Source organism: Pseudomonas sp. R32 (assembly GCF_009866705.1).
Classification (GTDB): Bacteria; Pseudomonadota; Gammaproteobacteria; order Pseudomonadales; family Pseudomonadaceae; genus Aquipseudomonas; species Aquipseudomonas donghuensis.
Window position 1 is genome coordinate 960001 of sequence record NZ_CP019396.1, and the last position, 17215, is coordinate 977215.

24 protein-coding genes and 1 tRNA gene are annotated in these 17215 nt (G+C 61.4%); 5 read left to right on the forward strand and 20 right to left on the reverse strand.

What is annotated here, in order from left to right; all coding sequences use genetic code 11:
- Positions 1-91 precede the first annotated feature (91 nt).
- The 20 genes from PspR32_RS04315 to PspR32_RS04410 form a co-directional block, all read right to left on the reverse strand.
- The gene (locus PspR32_RS04315; RefSeq protein ID WP_232531801.1) at positions 92-394 is read right to left on the reverse strand and encodes a hypothetical protein; all 303 of its coding nucleotides are present in this window, start codon (positions 392-394) and stop codon (positions 92-94) included.
- Positions 395-406: 12 nt separating this feature from the next.
- A complete protein-coding gene (locus PspR32_RS04320; RefSeq protein WP_232531802.1) occupies positions 407-850 on the reverse strand; it encodes a hypothetical protein in 444 nt (147 codons plus the stop codon).
- A gap of 41 nt (positions 851-891) precedes the next feature.
- Positions 892-1833, reverse strand: coding sequence for a hypothetical protein (locus tag PspR32_RS04325; protein WP_232531805.1), 942 nt, complete (start codon positions 1831-1833; stop codon positions 892-894).
- 3 nt (positions 1834-1836) lie between these two features.
- Complete coding sequence (locus tag PspR32_RS04330) at positions 1837-2436, reverse strand: hypothetical protein (protein WP_159388127.1); 600 nt, start codon at positions 2434-2436, stop codon at positions 1837-1839.
- On the reverse strand, positions 2433-2735 hold the full coding sequence (locus PspR32_RS04335; protein WP_159388128.1) for a hypothetical protein: 303 nt from the start codon (positions 2733-2735) through the stop codon (positions 2433-2435). The genes PspR32_RS04330 and PspR32_RS04335 overlap by 4 nt, the downstream gene beginning before the upstream one ends.
- Before the next feature lie 336 nt (positions 2736-3071).
- Positions 3072-4871, reverse strand: coding sequence for a DUF927 domain-containing protein (locus tag PspR32_RS04340; RefSeq protein ID WP_159388129.1), 1800 nt, complete (start codon positions 4869-4871; stop codon positions 3072-3074).
- A complete protein-coding gene (locus tag PspR32_RS04345; RefSeq protein WP_159388130.1) occupies positions 4858-5748 on the reverse strand; it encodes a toprim domain-containing protein in 891 nt (296 codons plus the stop codon). Before PspR32_RS04345 ends, PspR32_RS04340 begins: the two co-directional genes overlap by 14 nt.
- The gene (locus tag PspR32_RS04350; RefSeq protein WP_159388131.1) at positions 5745-5972 is read right to left on the reverse strand and encodes a hypothetical protein; all 228 of its coding nucleotides are present in this window, start codon (positions 5970-5972) and stop codon (positions 5745-5747) included. Before PspR32_RS04350 ends, PspR32_RS04345 begins: the two co-directional genes overlap by 4 nt.
- Positions 5965-6252: a hypothetical protein gene (locus PspR32_RS04355; RefSeq protein ID WP_159388132.1), complete on the reverse strand. Its 288-nt coding sequence runs from the start codon at positions 6250-6252 to the stop codon at positions 5965-5967. Before PspR32_RS04355 ends, PspR32_RS04350 begins: the two co-directional genes overlap by 8 nt.
- A 4-nt stretch (positions 6253-6256) precedes the next feature.
- Positions 6257-6601, reverse strand: coding sequence for a hypothetical protein (locus PspR32_RS04360; RefSeq protein WP_115085309.1), 345 nt, complete (start codon positions 6599-6601; stop codon positions 6257-6259).
- Positions 6598-6813 carry a hypothetical protein gene (locus tag PspR32_RS04365; protein WP_159388133.1) on the reverse strand — a complete coding sequence of 72 codons (216 nt, stop codon included), beginning with the start codon at positions 6811-6813 and terminating at the stop codon, positions 6598-6600. The genes PspR32_RS04360 and PspR32_RS04365 overlap by 4 nt, the downstream gene beginning before the upstream one ends.
- Positions 6810-7034 carry a hypothetical protein gene (locus PspR32_RS04370; protein ID WP_232531806.1) on the reverse strand — a complete coding sequence of 75 codons (225 nt, stop codon included), beginning with the start codon at positions 7032-7034 and terminating at the stop codon, positions 6810-6812. Before PspR32_RS04370 ends, PspR32_RS04365 begins: the two co-directional genes overlap by 4 nt.
- A gap of 77 nt (positions 7035-7111) precedes the next feature.
- A complete protein-coding gene (locus PspR32_RS04375) occupies positions 7112-7444 on the reverse strand; it encodes a hypothetical protein (protein ID WP_159388135.1) in 333 nt (110 codons plus the stop codon).
- A gap of 145 nt (positions 7445-7589) precedes the next feature.
- The gene (locus PspR32_RS26305) at positions 7590-7817 is read right to left on the reverse strand and encodes a hypothetical protein (RefSeq protein ID WP_232531808.1); all 228 of its coding nucleotides are present in this window, start codon (positions 7815-7817) and stop codon (positions 7590-7592) included.
- Between the two features lie 317 nt (positions 7818-8134).
- The gene (locus tag PspR32_RS04385; protein ID WP_159388137.1) at positions 8135-8650 is read right to left on the reverse strand and encodes a Rha family transcriptional regulator; all 516 of its coding nucleotides are present in this window, start codon (positions 8648-8650) and stop codon (positions 8135-8137) included.
- Positions 8647-9000 (reverse strand): hypothetical protein, encoded by a 354-nt coding sequence (locus PspR32_RS04390; protein WP_159388138.1) that lies wholly within the window; start codon positions 8998-9000, stop codon positions 8647-8649. Before PspR32_RS04390 ends, PspR32_RS04385 begins: the two co-directional genes overlap by 4 nt.
- A 1-nt stretch (position 9001) precedes the next feature.
- Positions 9002-9262, reverse strand: coding sequence for a helix-turn-helix transcriptional regulator (locus PspR32_RS04395; RefSeq protein WP_159388139.1), 261 nt, complete (start codon positions 9260-9262; stop codon positions 9002-9004).
- A 143-nt stretch (positions 9263-9405) separates the two neighbouring features.
- The gene (locus tag PspR32_RS04400) at positions 9406-10077 is read right to left on the reverse strand and encodes a hypothetical protein (protein ID WP_159388140.1); all 672 of its coding nucleotides are present in this window, start codon (positions 10075-10077) and stop codon (positions 9406-9408) included.
- A 50-nt stretch (positions 10078-10127) separates the two neighbouring features.
- Positions 10128-11339 carry a tyrosine-type recombinase/integrase gene (locus PspR32_RS04405; RefSeq protein ID WP_159388141.1) on the reverse strand — a complete coding sequence of 404 codons (1212 nt, stop codon included), beginning with the start codon at positions 11337-11339 and terminating at the stop codon, positions 10128-10130.
- Between the two features lie 211 nt (positions 11340-11550).
- A tRNA-Leu gene (locus PspR32_RS04410) sits at positions 11551-11635 on the reverse strand.
- A 108-nt stretch (positions 11636-11743) separates the two neighbouring features.
- Here PspR32_RS04410 and queA point away from each other — a divergent pair.
- From queA to secF, 5 genes are all read left to right on the forward strand, one after another.
- Positions 11744-12793, forward strand: a complete 1050-nt coding sequence (gene queA, locus PspR32_RS04415; RefSeq protein ID WP_010223475.1) for a tRNA preQ1(34) S-adenosylmethionine ribosyltransferase-isomerase QueA — start codon at positions 11744-11746, stop codon at positions 12791-12793.
- A gap of 14 nt (positions 12794-12807) precedes the next feature.
- Complete coding sequence (tgt, locus tag PspR32_RS04420) at positions 12808-13923, forward strand: tRNA guanosine(34) transglycosylase Tgt (RefSeq protein WP_010223474.1); 1116 nt, start codon at positions 12808-12810, stop codon at positions 13921-13923.
- A 47-nt stretch (positions 13924-13970) separates the two neighbouring features.
- Positions 13971-14306 (forward strand): preprotein translocase subunit YajC, encoded by a 336-nt coding sequence (gene yajC, locus PspR32_RS04425; protein WP_010223473.1) that lies wholly within the window; start codon positions 13971-13973, stop codon positions 14304-14306.
- A 63-nt stretch (positions 14307-14369) separates the two neighbouring features.
- Positions 14370-16235 carry a protein translocase subunit SecD gene (secD, locus tag PspR32_RS04430; RefSeq protein ID WP_010223472.1) on the forward strand — a complete coding sequence of 622 codons (1866 nt, stop codon included), beginning with the start codon at positions 14370-14372 and terminating at the stop codon, positions 16233-16235.
- A 9-nt stretch (positions 16236-16244) separates the two neighbouring features.
- On the forward strand, positions 16245-17156 hold the full coding sequence (gene secF, locus PspR32_RS04435; protein WP_010223471.1) for a protein translocase subunit SecF: 912 nt from the start codon (positions 16245-16247) through the stop codon (positions 17154-17156).
- Positions 17157-17215 lie beyond the last annotated feature (59 nt).

A 17215-nucleotide genomic window follows, 5' to 3' on the forward strand; every position in this document is an offset into this window, starting at 1 on the left:
CATGGCAATAATCAGCGTCCCTGTTGATAGCCATCACGGGAATCCCCATATCTTAGGGAAACCCACTCAGCCAAAAGGAGGTGCTCATGGCTTACTCAGCGCTACTCCCACGGACCACTGGGATAATCCTGATCTCGCGACAACCGCCCAGGCCGAACTCTTCTTCGCCGACATTCCTGCCGTTTCGGAACACCGCGAAGTCCAGCCCCTTCGATCGCGCATCCGCGAGGTCTTTCAAGAAGCCGGGGTGATTTACATCAATCGCCCTCATCGCTTCACGAGTGTCGCCATGGTCGGAAAGAAGGTACGGGTGCTCCCTTCCGTATTTCCTCCCTAGATAGCCGCCAAGTTTGATGATGGTTCGCGGGCTGTATTCGATTGCTAATGCGGCCATGGTCTTTGCCTCTCAACTGTCGTTTTGGGTGCGGGTTGGTACAGCGGCGCCGATCTGCTCGGCAAGGATCATGCGAGCGGCCATCGCATCCTCTCTAATGGCCTTCTCACGTATCGGATCAGGGTTCCAGGCTGCGCAATGGATGGACACCTCAGCGCGTGCGCACTTGCGTTCTGGCACTGCCTGCCAAAGCTCGGCAGCTATCCTCGCTTCGTCCTCGGTGAAGTAAGGACCGTCGAAGTCCTTGCGCCCACCCTTCACGATGTCGCTCACGTCCCAGACCTTGTAACCGCCCACCACTGTGGGGTGTTCCTCAAAGTCAGCGATCTTGCAGGCTTCGGCAAAACGCTCGCGGTGGGTTGGCTGTGAAGCCCTGCTGTTGCTTGGTTCTGTCATGCGTACCTCAGTGCGCCGCTGGCGCTGGTCATGGGCTAGTGCCCGGTGGTGTTGTTCCATGTCGCGCCACGTTTTCTCGCAGTTGCGTTTCGTGGCGCGGCCTATCCAATCAAGTTGCAAAGAATTGCCTCAGACTCCGCCATGTCGTCGCGCTGGCTGGCGATCAGGTAGCGGAACACCGTCAGCGCCTCGGCTTTGTCTCGGGGCCGGATCTGCGCCAGCAGGCCGAACACAAACCAGTCCCGTGCTGTTGCATCGGGCGGCCCGTCGCTGGCGTCCCGGTCCGCGGCGTGGCGCAGGCGGTAGAGCTGATCCCAGTAGCCCAGCTCGTAAAGGCAATCCGCGAGGGTGTGCGGCAGCAGCTCAGGGTGGGCGTTGAACCTGGCGGCTACCTGGTCTTTATCGAAGTCGCCGAATTGGCCGGTAGCCTCCAGCCCGCGAAGCGCCTCGATGCAGAACGTTTCCGCGGAGGTGTCGGCCAGCAGGTCGTCACCGAAGCGGGCGGCGCCTTCCAGCCGAAGCTGGTGCTGCCCAATGGCCCGACTGGCCAGCGCCTCGAGGTCAGCGAAGCCGAACGACGACATGGCAGCGAACAGGTGACCGGGGTTGGCGGCCACCAGGTAATCGCGGTAACGCTTCTCCAGCACATCGAGCGGCGTCCTGATCTTCTTGGCGCCCTCCATGGCCCGGTCAATCAGAGCGGTCTGGCCGGTACTGATGATCGAGCGCAACCAGAGCACCGCATCCACCTCCTTATCCCCGGTCACGACCTCCTGCGGCGGCAGCTCGGGCACGCTCGGCAGGGTCTCGGTGCTGGCGCTGATCGGCGGCAGAGTGAACATGGCGCGGTGCTGCTCGTTGTCGCGGAATGCCCCGGAGCGTGAAACCAGGGTCTTCACCGTTCCCAGCGGCAGGCCGGTCGCTTCGGCCACTTCGCGCAGCGAGTGACGGCGGCGCAACTCCAGCACCAGGTGCCGCTGCTCATCTGAAACCCGTTGTTTCGTCTTGGCGGCTGAATCTGCCTGTTTCATTGGCGTGGTCATGGCTCACACCACGCTCAGCTTGGGTGGCAGCTTCGGCCCGAACGGTGCCCCGGGTGCGAAGGGATCGGGCAGCAGATGCTTGGGGCACTCCCTGATGAAGTCCGCCATCGCCGCATGGCAGGCGTTGAACAGCGGCGCGTCATTCCACTCTTGCCCCCGGTGTTCTGCGCTGTCCTCCAGCGCATGGGCGAACACCAGGTCTTCCAGGCTGGTGACGCCCTCCCGCCTGGCCTGCTCGCGCTCAACAGTGTTCACGCTCAGCAGATCGCACATACGGTCGAACCCCAGGGCGCCGGCCAGCCCGTCATGGTCGAACAGCAGTGATTGGCCGAACCCGGCAAGCGCGACCAGGGCCTTGCTGCGTTCGTCCTCTCGGTGCGCTTGAGCCTGCTGCTCCAGATCGGCAATGGCCTGGCGGGTGAACGGCAAGAACGCTTTCAGCTTGCCCGCTTGGCGGCGCATGGCACGTCGCTCATCGCGGACCGAATCGAGGTTGCGGTTGATGTTGCGGCAGATGCGCCGGGTGGTGATGAGCTGCGTGCTGGCGCTGGCCCCTGGCTTCAGGGCGATATCGCACAGGCGCATGGTCTGTGTGGGTTTCATGGGTGGGCCTCCATGGGCGTGTTGTCGTAGGCGGCGCGCAGCTCGGCACCGGTCAGGCAATGGCGGCCACCAGGCGCATAGCAGCCCCGGCAGGTCATAACGTGGTTGATGTACCGGTCACGGGCCTGGCGCCACTCGGGCGTGGCATTGGCGGCGTTGGTGTAAGGGCTGGACGGCAATTGCGCAGGCTCAACCAGTACCAGGCGTGGGCGATCCTGGGCGCGTTTCGCCACGGATGATTTGTCAGCGCCAGCAACGTTCGGCGGCATGTGATTGAGCAGGTCAGCAAGGAGGCTCATGGCGTCACCTCTCCCTGATTTCCATAACTCCCAAATGTGTCTGTGAAAAAAAATCGGGGGAACGGGGGAACGCGGGGAACACCCAGTGTTTCCGGGGCCTCCAGCGGGGGTACGTGTTCCCCACGCGAAAAACGGGGGAACAGTGATAACCAAACATCAGGAAACGCACAGGCGCTTATATTCAAAAACATGTTTGTGTTCCCCCTGTTCCCCAACACTTCAATAAGGGGGAACGGCTACAGCCCGCGTATTTACTGGCTGTTCCCCCGTTCCCCCTGTTCCCCACGTTTTTAGGTTCCTGTGGATTCGGGCATTGGCGTTGGATGGTGATGACGGTCATAGGCCACCGCCTTCGCTATCCATGGCGTCGGGATCGATCACATACAGGCGGGCAGACCCACCAGCAGGCAGGCGGTATTTCTTGGTTCTGCGGCTGTCACGGTCGGTATCGTGCTTGGCGAGAGCGCCAGCGCCTTCCAGCGCCTTCACGACACGCGCCAGCCCGTGCCCATGAGCGGCCTCAGTCAGTGCGGACTTGTTGAACAGGTACAGGCGCTTGGCGCCCACCACCTCCCAGTACCCGGCCCGGTTGAACACCTTGGTGTCCGGTGTCTGGTCTTCTACGTCCGAAAACCGGCTGGTGCCGTGCTTGTCGATGAAGTCGAGGATGCCGGCCAGGATCTGGCGGTCCTCGGCGTTGCCACCGCCCACCCGGCTCAACCACTCGCCGTACAGCAACTGGCAGTCGGCCAGAGCGGCGCCCGGCGTCCACGGCAACAGGCCGTAGGCAATGGCCATTTCGCCGGCCAGGGCAATCACCGCGAAGCGGTCGGCCACCCGCCCGGCTTGGGCGTTGTCCTCAGCGAACTGGGCGCGGATACCGGCGAAGTCCTCGAGTAGGCCGGGGCGGTCATCGCTGGCCAGCAGCTTCTCCACGAATGCCGGCCCGATATGCCCATGGTTTGCTCCCACGGCCACAGTGAGCTGGCGGTGGAAGTCGGCGCCCTCCAGTCCGTGCAATTCATCGAAGGCCCGGTGCGTGCGGGTGCCGGCGTTCACGTCCACCATGCGCAACTCAGCACCAGCATGTGCGGCGTTACCGCTGATGGCCGCGTGCTCAGATAGGGAGCGCTCGCCGCTGGATAGCGCCAGGAGGCGCCAGCTCAGTTTCCCGCGGGCTTCCCGATCGCGAGTCATGGTGCCCTTGCCCTGACCGTTGGCGAGCGAGTACGCCATCTCCTGTACGCGCTTGGGGTCGGCCCGCTTGATCTCGTCCAGGGGTAGCATTGTGTCGTTGCGGCTCGATGCCTCAATCTCCAGCCCGCCCTTGGTCATATCCCATGACGCGGCGAATATGCCCGGGTCGCCCCATACCGATGAGCCGATCAACTGAGCCAGCGACTTGCCGCTGGAGCTATCGCCCACCAGATGAACACCGCCACCCAACACGCCCACCAGGCTCAGCAGCGGGCCAGCAAGGGAGCAGCCGATAGCTAGGGTCAGCACCGGGTTTCCCTCGCACTTGGCCGCCACTTCGACCTTCCAGCCATCCAGGCTCCCGCGCACGCTGAATAGGTTTTGGCCCTTGGCGCTGGCCTGATAGCGCACCTTGTCGCTGCCAATGGTGCGTCCAGGCAGCACGAAGGCGCCCGACTCATGCCAGCCGGGGCGGCAGGTAGTGGCGAACACCTCTGCAGGGCGCTGGTCCAGCAGGTACTCCATGAACTGGCCGCGCTTCTTCAAGGCGATGATGACGCCCATGCCAAACAGCGTCCGCCTGGCGTCCTCACCGCTACCCCCGAACACCTCCATAGGAATGATCCACTCCTTGGGACCGCTGTCGGTGAGCAGGCGCAGAAACCGGCCCTCGCTGCCGTCGTCGCTGTTGGTGGTGCGAGCGGCGACGGTCACGGGCGTGGCGATCCACTCATCAGTGATCGGGCGATCGGCCTTGTCGTCGTCGCCGTCATCGTCGGCGGCGCTTCGCTTGAAGCCGTGCCAGTACACGCCAGGCTTGAGCCTGCGGCCTTTCTCATTGGTCACCCAGTGCTCATACACGCCCCAGCACGGACGATCAGGCTCGACCTTGGGCGCCTCTGGCCGCAGGTTGATGACGTTGGTTTCAGGCGGGCGCATGGCGGCACCTCCAGGCAGCGAGGTCGTTGAAGTCAGAAAGGGTCAGCGGCGCATCGGCTGGCCACTCGGGGAAGGTCACCAGGCCACCACACGCGGCCGCGGCTTCATGGGCGGCGATGCGCCCAGGGTTGCCCTTGCCTTCGGCTTCGGTCTGGCGGTCGTCGTCGCCGGCGACGATGATTTCGGTACCGGGGTAGTCGGCCCGTAGCGCCAGCGCCACCGGTTTCAGATTCCCGGCGTTCATCGCGCAGGCGACCGTGTAACCGCTTTCGTGAAGCGTGGCGCCCGTGGCCCAGCCTTCGCAGATGCACAGCGGCTTGCCCGGTGTGATGCGGCCCAGGGGCGAATAGGTGCCCTTAATCCGCCCGCCGAACAGAAAGCGCTTTTCGCCATCCGCGGCGATCCGCTGCAGATTCACCAGCACACCACCGGCATACAGAGGAATTAGCAGGTCGTGACCACGCTGGCGCAGGCCATGGGAACGAATGCCCTTGGCGAGCAGGTACGGGTGGGCCGGGTCGGCACGGCGGGCGTCACGCCACCAACGTTGAGCCAGATTCGCCGCTTTGAGCTGGCGCCGCTGCCGTTCGGCCTCCCGCTGGTGCCGGGCCTGCTCGATGCGCTGGCGCACCTGCTCGGCTTCGCGGGCGTCCACCGGCTCACGGCTACACCAGGTGCTGGTGCCGCCCGTCTTCCAGCTCCCGAACGCACCCGAGGCGATGCCATCGGCAAACAGGCAGTACCAGCCGTTTAGGGTGCCGGACTTGTCGCCGGGGACGTGGAAGCGGTGAATGTCGCCATCGCCCAGGGGCAGCCAGTCGAGCAGCCCATAGACCGACTGGAGCGCTTCACGGAAAAGGATCGTGGCGTCGGTCATGCGGCCCCCTGCGGCTGAGTGAAACGCTGGGCGAGCCGTTCGAGTTGCTGGGTCAGGCGCTCTAGCTCAGGGCAGTGACGGCCAGCATCATCCTCGACAATGCGCAGTTCCAAAAAGCCAATCAGGGTTTCCACCAGCAGCGCATAGCTGCCGCTGTCGATGTGAGCGCCAGCAGTAGGTGGACCACCGGCACCCTTGCGGCGAATAGGCGTGACCTTAGTCATGGCTCACGCCCTCCCGATCAGCGCCATTGAATGCCCGGCAGACCTGGCCATTGTTCACCGCGTGCCAGTAGGTCAGTTCGTCCAGCGAATCGACGAGGCAAGCCGTCACCATGGCGTCAGCGCTACGCAAAACTACGCGCCCGCACTCGGCATCGGCCTGGCTGAGGAATGGCCCAAGCACAGCCCTAGAAGCCTTGGGGTGAGTCACGTAAAACAGCTCGGCAGCTTTCTTCAGGCAAGCCGATCCCATCGGCGCTGAAGCACCGTTTTGAATTTTCATGGTGTTACTCCCCGTCGAAGTCTTTAGGCGTGAAGCGTTCGGCGCCGTTGCGTACTACTCTCAGGCCAAGTGCGGCAGCCCTGGCCAATGCGTCTGCAAAGCCCAGCTCTAGATTGGTCGTACGCCCGCCCATGCCAGCAATAGCAAACCTGATGGCCTCATATGCTGCGGTCTCATCGTTGGCCGCCAGTTCGGCAATTTCACTGTCGAAAAAGGCGATGCCCTTTTCCCAGTCAGCTGCGACACCAGGGTTGTTGCGCGGCCAGTTGACCATCCGCCCGCAATCGTCCCGGCTTGTGAAAGTGAGATCGTCGCGACAAACGATGGGAGCTTTAATCACGGCATTCACAGGTCACCCCCTTGCTCAGCGATCACGCCTTCCAGCATTTCGGCCCAGGCCATGGCGGTGTGCTGCGCTATCGCGGCGGTGACACGGGCCACGATGACGGGGGTGGCGGGCGAGGCAATGACGGCAAGCGCCAGGCTCAGCAGTACAAGGATGCCTTGCACCTCGCGCAGATCGTCGTGGGTGTCGTCGGGCATCTGGATAGGGGGATTCATGCGGTAGCCCTCCCGTCCATGTCAGCGCACTTGCCTACGACGCCATACGAGGCGCCCAAGTGGCGGTGCTTCCAGCAGAAGTTGGCGCTGAAGATGCGGATCTGCTCAAGGTGGCGGGCAACGTCAGAGGCGATGGTGTTTTCCTCCCGACACAGCAGCGGGTCTAGCAGCGGCAAGAGGATGCGCTCCAGCCTGTCGAACTCTTCGCGGGCAAAGTTCATTGAACTCATTGCGTGGGCGTCGAGGACCGCTTTAGGTAGCACCTCCCCTTCAAGGATTGCAGCGTTTGGGAAGCAGCTCATTGGACACCCCCGACACAAGCCGCGTTCTTGAAGTGCTTCAGCAGCGCGGCACCTGGGCGCGATTGGTGTTGGCACTCCACCAGCATGGCTCTGACGTCATCCGATACACGCAAGGCTTCATCCAGACCGTCCAAAGAGCACTGGCAACGCTCTTGAATGCTGATTGAAGCGTCGGGGAAATCTGAATGCAGCAAGCTGGCTATGGCGGAGGCTGAGCTGCGGCCAATAATTGCTGGAAGACGAAATGGCTCCTGGCCCGGTACGTTGATCACGACTCGGCATTCGATAAAGCCTGGAACGGCACCGGCTGCGCGGAGAGCATGAGTCATCTGGCACCACCTTGCGCTTCAAGGGCGCGGGCAATCTCTACGTGATGGCTGTAGCGTGCGAGGCGGACGGAAAGGGACGAATTTGCACGGAGGGCGCTCAGGGCCATACGGCGGTGAGTAAGGGCGCGGAGGCGGGCAGGAATACTCATTTGGCACCACCCTTCAGCCAGAAGCTGCGATAAACGTCATAGCTTGCATCGTTGAGACCAGGGACGAATCGCGTGGCCAGCGTCTTGCTGACTTCGCCCTCAAGAGTTGCAGTGATACGGCCCAGCTCGTTTGCGGAGGAATAGCGCAGTAACGTCTTCAACAGACGCGAGCAGTAGGCTTTCTGATGTTCTGGGGAAATTGCGGACGGATTGAGGGCGTGCATGGGTGGAGCTCCTTCTGCTGTCGAGGAGCTGCCACGATCCTTCCTACGGGATTGGGTGGCAGCTGTGCACGGGGTAGGAATACCGGGGCAAAAGGAACCCGGCCAGGCCGAAGCCTGCCCGCACACAGCCGCCATAACACGGAACTGCAGGCGAAAAAAAACGCCGGCAGTAGTGATCTGGGCGCTGTTGCGCCTTTTGCTCATCGGGTTCCTACGCCCGGCCGCTGAATTTGCAGCGACGGGCAAACCATACCGAGCAACACGACTGCCTGCAATAGAAAATATCGACCGGTCATCTTCTGTCTTGAGCGCCAGCATCATTGGTGGCTACCTTCAGGGTCGAGTGGGAGCTTCAGTTGCTCCCGCAAATGGGCGACGTGCTGATACGCGCCTGGCTTGTCGTAGCGCCAGTGAGCCAGGCGGCGACCGCAATCGCTGGCTTGCTGCTGGCGAGCTTCCAAGGCCTGGCGGGCATACCCATACCTTGCCTCGCGGAAGGCCATGATGAGGTCGGCTTTCAGACCAACCACGCGATCACTGTTGCGGGACAGCGCCAGCAGGAAGAACGCCTGATCTTCATTCAGCAGGGCGAAGCGTTCCGGCCTACCACCAGCAGTTCCGGCCAAGGGTTTCTCCGTTTGAAACGGAACAACCCCGAACTCTTCGAACTTGGCCAGGTAGCGGTCGATCAGCGCCATGGAGTTCTTGTGCTTGTTCTCCAACTGTTCAGCCAGCAGGCGACTATCCACGCGTGGCTCACCGTTGTGCTGGGTCAAGGTGATGGAGGATTTCTCGTTGCCAGGCTCTGCCGGCGACACGGTCGTCTTTTTCATGCTGCCACCCGCTGGCGCTGCTTCAGTGGCGAACACAGCATCTCCAGCACGGCGCTGGCGCGGCGGCGCTCGCTGGCAGGAAGGGTGTACCGGGTCACCGTGCAAGGCTCGCCCCAGTGATTCGGCACGCGCTCGAGCTGGCGCTGGAACTTCAGGCCATAGCCGTTGGCCAGGCTGCTGATGGTCGAGTGCAAGCAGTGGTCGCCCAGGCGCTCTGCCTCGAACCGTTGCAGACTGCCGTCATTCAGCATGTACGCCAGCACACGGGCAATCTTGCTCGGCGCTTTGCTGGTGGTAGTATTGCCTTGCGACTGGCTGCGTTTCTCTTCGGGGATCGTGGCCTTTTTCATTTCAGGCCACCGCTCGGCTTTCCGCGATGCGGTCATTCATCCAGCCGTAAATTTCAGCCTCTACCCAGACCACGCACTTCGGCCCCAGCATGATTTGCTTCGGAAAGTTGTCGGCGGCAATGCGGCGGTAAATCTCGGTACATGAGAGGCCGGTGATGCCTTCCACTTCCTGGCGCTTAATAAAACGGATTGCCGGATTGTCACCGGGGACTATTACGGCTTGCTTCGATTGTTTGCGGATGGCGTGGGTGGTGGCTGTCATCGTCGGCGCCTCCTAGGGCGTTTTGGGTAATTGACGATGGCAATGCTGGCGGGTAAGAGACGGTGGCAACAGTCCGGTATGCACTGCAAACCGTACAGTTTGCCGAGCATAATGTACGGTTTGCAGTGCAGACCGTAGTCGGCTTACGTGCGCTCTCGTTCGTAAGCCTGAATCCACTCCTGGGCTGTCCGCTCTTTCAGGCCACGGAGTCGTGATACAACTCGGCAGAAATCTGCACGGCTTTTGTACTCAGCACCGGTTTTGATCCATTCATCCAGTAGTTCAGTCTTTTTCTTGTTGGTGGAGGCGTGCCGTTTATTGGCACGCTCGCGTGCAATATTTGAGGCTATTTCATTCTGTTTATGAAAGGCGACATTTAAGGCGTACTTTGCGGAAATTTCTCCGAAGGTTCTAAGTAGCATCTCATAAACTTCAAAGGCCTCCGGCATTTTCCCCTTGCTGTACAGCCAGCAAAGAATGTCGTATTGATACGCTAAAAGGCTGTTTTTCTGCCAGTAGTCAAAGTCACCAAAAGAGGCGTGGATTGAGAGGGTTCTCAATTTTTCGATGGTCTTGCTTGCGGATGTTCGTGGTCCAGGCAAGGTGATATCGGCAGCCATGGCGAGGCGCTCTAAATCTCCTTCAATCACATCGCCAACTTCGGCTGCTAGTTCTATCGGCTCAAGAGTCTTCCATGCTTCATTGTCTTGACACGTTACGTCAGCCAGATCCTCGAATACGGTTTGCAATGTGTCTGCGAACTGTTCGGGTATGTTGGAGAGCTTGTGTATTTCATACGCCGTGAAGGCTTCCATGTCCTCATAGACACCCTCCAAGTCTATATGGCGGAAATATTCGCAAAGCATTAGCAAGCCCTCATGATTCGAATCTTGGAGTTTTCACCGGCACACATCGCGTCGATGGAGTCAGCCCACGCTTGCATCATTTCCCGGCGTTGTTCCAGGTAATGCGCGTGGTTGTAGGTGTCGCGTATCGAGTCTTGATCGCCGTGGGCCAGCTGCCGCTCGATCCAGTCGCGGTTGTATCCCCGGCTGTTGAGGCTGGTGCTCAGCAGGTGGCGGAAGCCGTGGCCGGTCTGACGTCCCTCGTAACCCATTGTGGATAGCACCTTGTTCACCGTGTTCTCGCTCATGGGCTTGGCCCGGTCATTGCGTCCAGGGAAGGCGAGGGAGTAGGTGCCGGTCAGCTCATGCAGGGTGCGCAGCAGCACCACGGCCTGGCGTGGGAGTGGGACAATGTGAGGGCGTCGTGCCTTCATCCGCGCTGCTGGGATTGTCCAGGTCGCGGCATCCAGGTCGAACTCGCCCCAGGGTGCCAGCCGTAGCTCGCCGGGGCGCACTGCTGTCAGCAGCAGCAGGCGAATGGCGATCTTACTGGTGAAGTCGCACTGGGCTGTCTCAAGCTTCTCCAGCAGCGTGGGAAGCTCGGCCTCTGATACATGCGGGTGGTGGCGAGTGCGTGGGGCGTGCGCGGCTACCACGTCCAGATCGGTGGCGGGGTTGCCAGGCACTACGCCCTTGGCCAGGCCAAAGCGGAATATCTGGCTCAGCCACTGGCGAACTTTGCGGGCGACGTTGAACGCCTCGCGCCGCTCAATCTTGCGCACCAGGTCGACCAGCTCCGGGCGTTGTACCTCGGCAGCGGGCCGCTTGCCGATCACCGGGAAAATGTCCGACTCCAGATACTGCAATGCCTTCGACGCGGTGGCCGGTGCCCATCGTGGCTGGTTGTAGGCGTACCACTCCCGCGCCAGCGATTCGACCGTTAGGGCCTGGATCGCTGCGGCTACCTTTTCCTGCTGTTTATGGGCGCTTGGGTCTACACCCTGCGCCAGCAACTTCTGCGCGGCATCCCGGCGTTCGCGGGCCTGGGCGAGCGTGACAGCGGGGTAGGCGCCTACGGCCAGCATTTTCGCCTTGCCTTCGAATCGGTAGCGGACGCGCCACAGTTTGCTGCCGGTCGTCGTTACCTCGAGGCATAAGCCGTGAGCGTCAGCCAGGCGATACAGCTTGTCGCGGGGTTTGGCGGTGCGGATGGCAGTGTCGGTGAGCGCCACGGCGATTCCCTTGCAGTTACCTGAGCACGCTGAGGGGGGGCGGTCAGTGTGTGAGTAGATTTCGGGACCGAACTCGTCCTACTCACAAATCTACTCACATACTTTCGGGCTTACAAGGGAACTACTGGGAACGATAGGCACAAAAAAACCGGCTCAGTGGCCGGTTTCTCTGGTGTTCCGGGTCTGGTAGGGACCTCTTGGAACTTCTATATGGTGCCCCGAGGGAGACTCGAACTCCCACTCCTTTCGAAAACGGATTTTGAATCCGCCGCGTCTACCAATTCCGCCATCAGGGCTTGTGGCGGCGAAGTATAAAGAGGCGCCTACCGTTGGTCAATCAGGTTTCATGGTCAATTTTCACGGTTTCGGCTAAACTTTCCGGCCCTGTCGAACCGAACACCATCATGCGCGTCGCCGATTTTTCTTTTGAGCTTCCTGATTCCCTGATCGCTCGCCATCCGCTGGCGCAGCGCCATAGCAGCCGGCTGCTGACCCTGGACGGGCCGAGCGGGGCACTGGCGCATCGCCAGTTCACCGACCTGCTCGAGCATTTGCGCCCGGGCGATCTGATGGTGTTCAACAATACCCGGGTGATTCCGGCGCGTCTGTTCGGCCAGAAGGCCAGCGGCGGCAAGCTGGAGATCCTCGTCGAGCGCGTACTCGACAGTCACCGGGTGCTGGCCCACGTGCGTTCGAGCAAGGCGCCCAAGCCGGGCACGCTGATCGTCATCGACGGCGGTGGCGAGGCCGAGATGGTCGCCCGTCACGACGCGCTGTTCGAGCTGCGCTTTGCCGAAGAGGTGCTGGCGCTGCTCGATCGCGTCGGCCATATGCCGCTGCCGCCGTACATTGATCGTCCGGACGAGGGCGCCGACCGCGAGCGCTACCAGACGGTATATGCCGAGCGCGCCGGGGCCGTGGCCGCACCGACCGCCGGCCTGCACTTCGATGAAGAGCTGCTGGCCAAGATCGCCGCCAAAGGCGTGGAAACCGCCTTCGTCACCCTGCACGTGGGGGCTGGTACCTTCCAGCCAGTGCGGGTCGAGCGCATCGAAGACCACCACATGCATAAAGAGTGGCTGGAGGTCGGCCAGGACGTGGTCGACGCCGTGGCGGCCTGCCGCGCCCGTGGCGGGCGGGTGATTGCCGTGGGCACCACCAGCGTGCGTTCGCTCGAAAGCGCCGCCCGTGATGGTGTGCTCAAGGCGTTCAGCGGCGATACCGATATCTTTATCTTCCCGGGCCGGCCATTTCATGTGGTCGATGCCCTGGTGACCAACTTCCATTTGCCTGAATCCACGCTGCTGATGCTGGTTTCGGCCTTCGCCGGTTATCCCGAGACCATGGCTGCCTATGCGGCGGCGGTCGAGAACGGATACCGCTTCTTCAGTTACGGTGATGCCATGTTCATCACCCGCAATCCGGCGCCACGCGGCCCCGAGGATCAAGCATGAGTCGCACCTGTCGTATGTCCTTCGAATTGCTGGCCACCGACGGCAAGGCCCGTCGCGGCCGCCTGACCTTCCCCCGCGGCGTGGTCGAGACCCCGGCGTTCATGCCGGTGGGCACCTATGGCACGGTCAAGGGCATGCTGCCGCGCGACATCGAAGCGATCGGCGCGCACATGATCCTTGGCAATACCTTCCACCTGTGGCTGCGCCCGGGCACCGAGGTGATCAAGGCCCATGGCGACCTGCATGACTTCATGAAGTGGCAGGGCCCGATTCTCACCGACTCCGGTGGTTTCCAGGTGTTCAGCCTGGGCGCCATGCGCAAGATCCGCGAAGAGGGCGTGACGTTTGCCTCGCCGGTCGACGGCTCCAAGGTGTTCATGGGCCCGGAAGAGTCGATGCAGGTCCAGCGCGACCTGGGCTCGGACGTGGTGATGATCTTCGACGAATGCACCCCGTACCCGGCCGATGAAGACGTCGCCCGCGTGTCCATGGAGCTGTCCTTGCGCTGGGCCCAGCGCTCGAAAAACGCCCACGGCGACAGCACTGCGGCGCTGTTCGGCATTGTCCAGGGCGGCATGCACGAAAACCTGCGTATGCGCTCGCTCGAAGGCCTGGAAAAGATCGGTTTCGACGGCCTGGCCATCGGCGGCCTGTCGGTGGGCGAGCCCAAGCACGAAATGATCAAGGTGCTGGATTACCTGCCAGGGCGCATGCCGGCTGACAAACCTCGTTACCTTATGGGGGTAGGCAAGCCGGAAGATCTCGTTGAGGGTGTGCGCCGCGGCGTCGACATGTTCGATTGCGTGATGCCCACGCGCAACGCGCGCAACGGTCATCTGTTTGTCGATACCGGCGTGCTGAAAATCCGTAACGCGTTCCATCGCCACGATGATTCGCCCCTGGATCCGACCTGCGATTGCTATACCTGCCAGAACTTCTCCCGTGCTTATCTGCATCACCTGGATAAATGCGGCGAAATGTTGGGCAGTATGTTGAATACGATCCATAACTTGCGCCATTACCAGCGGTTGATGGCTGGTTTACGCGAGGCTATTCAACAAGGTACATTGGCCGCCTTTGTCGATGCCTTTTACGCCAAGCGCGGGCTGCCTGTGCCGCCCTTGGATTGATGTATTGTCGATCCCTAACAAGTACTGATTTGCAACTGGAGTGCTAAATGAGCTTTCTGATCCCTGCCGCATACGCGGACGCAGCTGCCCCAGCCGCCGGCCCAGCCGGTACTGGCTTCGAGTGGATTTTCCTGGTCGGTTTCCTGGTCATCTTCTACCTGATGATCTGGCGCCCGCAGGCCAAACGTGCCAAAGAGCAGAAAAACCTGCTGAGCAACCTGCAAAAAGGTGACGAAGTTGTCACCAACGGCGGTATCGCCGGCAAGATCGTCAAAGTTGCCGACGACTTCGTGGTTCTGGAAGTGTCCGACAACGTCGAGCTGAAGTTCCAGAAGGGCGCCGTAGCCGCGACCCTGCCTAAAGGCACGCTCAAAGCGATCTAAGTTTCAGTTTTTTACCAATCGACGGGGCGCGCAAGGCGCCCCGCGTCTTGAACGGGCGGCGTGATGCTGAACAAATACCCTCTGTGGAAATACGCACTGATCCTGGTGGTACTGGCGATCGGTTTTATTTATTCCGCTCCCAACCTCTACCCTGATGATCCGGCCGTTCAGGTCAGTGGTGCCAGCACGGCGCTGCAGGTCAATCAGACTGATCTGGACCGCGTGAGCAAAGCGCTCGTTGAGGCCGGAATCCAGGTCAAGGCCGCGAGCCTGGGCGAGAAGGGCAAGGTTGGGCTGGTGCGCCTGACCAAACAGGAAGACCAACTGCCAGCCAAGGATGTAGTGCGCAAGGCACTGGGCGACGACTATGTAGTAGCGCTCAACCTGGCCCCGACTACCCCGCAATGGTTGCGCAACCTGGGCGCCAGCCCGATGAAGCTGGGTCTGGACCTTTCCGGTGGTGTGCACTTCCTGCTTGAAGTGGACATGGACAAGGCCATGTCGGCCCGCCTGAAAGTCTACGAAGGTGAAGTCAAAAGCCTGCTGCGCAAAGAGCGCGTGCGCTACCGCAGCCTGCCGCAACAAGATGGCGGCATTCAGCTGGGCTTCTCCGATGATGACTCCCGCGAACAGGCCCGTAGCCTGATCCGCAAGAATTTCAACGATTTCGAGCTGACCACCACCGAGCGTAACGGCCTGTCCGTGCTGCGTCTGGCGATTACCCCGGCCAAGGTCGCGGAAATCCGTGAATACTCGATCAAGCAGAACCTGACCACGGTACGTAACCGGGTCAACGAACTGGGTGTAGCCGAGCCACTGGTTCAGCGCCAGGGTGCCAACCGCATCGTGGTCGAGCTGCCAGGCGTGCAGGACACCGCCGAAGCCAAGCGGATCCTCGGCAAGACCGCCAACCTCGAATTCCGCCTGGGTGCTGAGCCAGGTGCCTCGAAAGCCACCACCGAAACCTTCGAATTCCGCGAGGGCGGTCGTGCGGCTGCGGTCGAGCGTGGCCTGATCATCACCGGTGACCAGGTCACCGACGCCCAGGCCAGCTTCGACGAGCAAGGCCGTCCGCAAGTGAACATCCGTCTGGATGGTCATGGCGGCGAGCTGATGAGCCGTGCTACCCGTAGCAACGTCGGTCGCAGCATGGCGGTGATCTTCATCGAGCAGCGTCCTACCACGCGCTACGTCAAGCAGATGGTCGACGGCGTCGAAAAAGACGTTGCCGTGCAGACCTTCACCGAAGAGAAGAAGATCATCAGCCTGGCGACCATCCAGTCGCCACTGGGCAGCCAATTCCGTATCACCGGCCTGAACGGTCAGGGTGAATCGTCGGAACTGGCCCTGCTGCTGCGTGCCGGTGGTCTGGCGGCGCCGATGTACTTCGCTGAAGAGCGCACCATTGGCCCGAGCCTGGGTGCCGACAACATCACCAAGGGTATCGACGCTTCCCTGTGGGGCATGCTGTTCGTTTCGCTGTTCATCATGGCCATCTACCGCTTCTTCGGTCTGATTGCGACCATCGCCCTGGCCGGTAACATGGTCATGCTGCTGGCGCTGATGTCCCTGCTGGGGGCGACACTGACCCTGCCGGGTATCGCCGGTATCGTGCTGACCATGGGTATGGCGGTCGACGCCAACGTGCTGATCTTCTCGCGGATCCGCGAAGAGCTGGCCAACGGCATGTCGGTGCAGCGCGCCATCCACGAAGGCTTCAACCGTGCCTACACGGCGATTGTCGATGCCAACCTGACCACCTTGCTGGTCGGTGGCATCCTCTTCGCCATGGGTACCGGCCCGGTCAAGGGCTTTGCGGTTACCATGTCCCTCGGGATTTTCACCTCGATGTTCACGGCCGTCATGGTTACCCGCGCAATGGTCAACCTGACCTGCGGCGGGCGTGATATCAAGAAGCTGTGGGTATAAGGGGCTGCCATGTTACGTACCATTAACTTCATGGGTGTGCGCAACGTTGCGTTCGGCATCACCCTGCTACTGACCGTGCTGGCGTTGTTCAGCTGGTTCTACAAGGGCCTCAACTTCGGCCTGGACTTCACCGGCGGTACGCTCATCGAGCTGACCTACGAGCGTCCGGCCAACCTTGGCGAGGTCCGCGAGGAGCTGGTCAAGGCCGGCTTCGAGGATGCTGTGGTGCAGAGTTTCGGTGCTACCACCGACCTGCTGGTGCGCATGCCAGGCGATGACCCGCTGCTGGGTAATCGTGTGTCCGAGGCGCTGCAAAAGGTCAGTTCCGACAACCCTGCAGTGGTCAAGCGCGTCGAGTTCGTTGGTCCGCAAGTCGGTGAAGAGCTGCGCGACCAGGGCGGCCTGGGCATGTTGCTGGCTCTTGGCGGCATCATGATCTACCTGGCCTTCCGCTTTCAGTGGAAGTTCGCCCTGGGTGCGATCCTGTCGCTGATCCACGACGTGGTCGTGACCATGGGGATCCTCTCGTTCTTCCAGATCACCTTCGACCTGACGGTACTGGCGGCGGTGCTGGCGATCATCGGTTACTCGCTCAACGACACCATCGTCGTGTTCGACCGGGTGCGGGAGAACTTCCGGGTACTGCGCAAGGCTTCGCTGATCGAGAACATCAACATCTCGACCACCCAGACCCTGCTGCGTACCGTGGCAACATCGGTATCGACCCTGTTGGCCATTGCCGCGCTGCTGTTCTTCGGTGGCGACAACCTGTGGGGCTTCTCCCTGGCGCTGTTCATTGGCGTCATGGCGGGTACCTACTCGTCGATCTACATCGCCAACGTGGTGCTGATCTGGCTGAACCTGAGCAGCGAAGACCTGATCCCGACCGTAAAAGCCGAGGGCGTGGACGACCGTCCATAAGGGTTTTCCCACGCTGTTGGCCGTACAAAAAGGCGCGAGTGTTGAACTCGCGCCTTTTT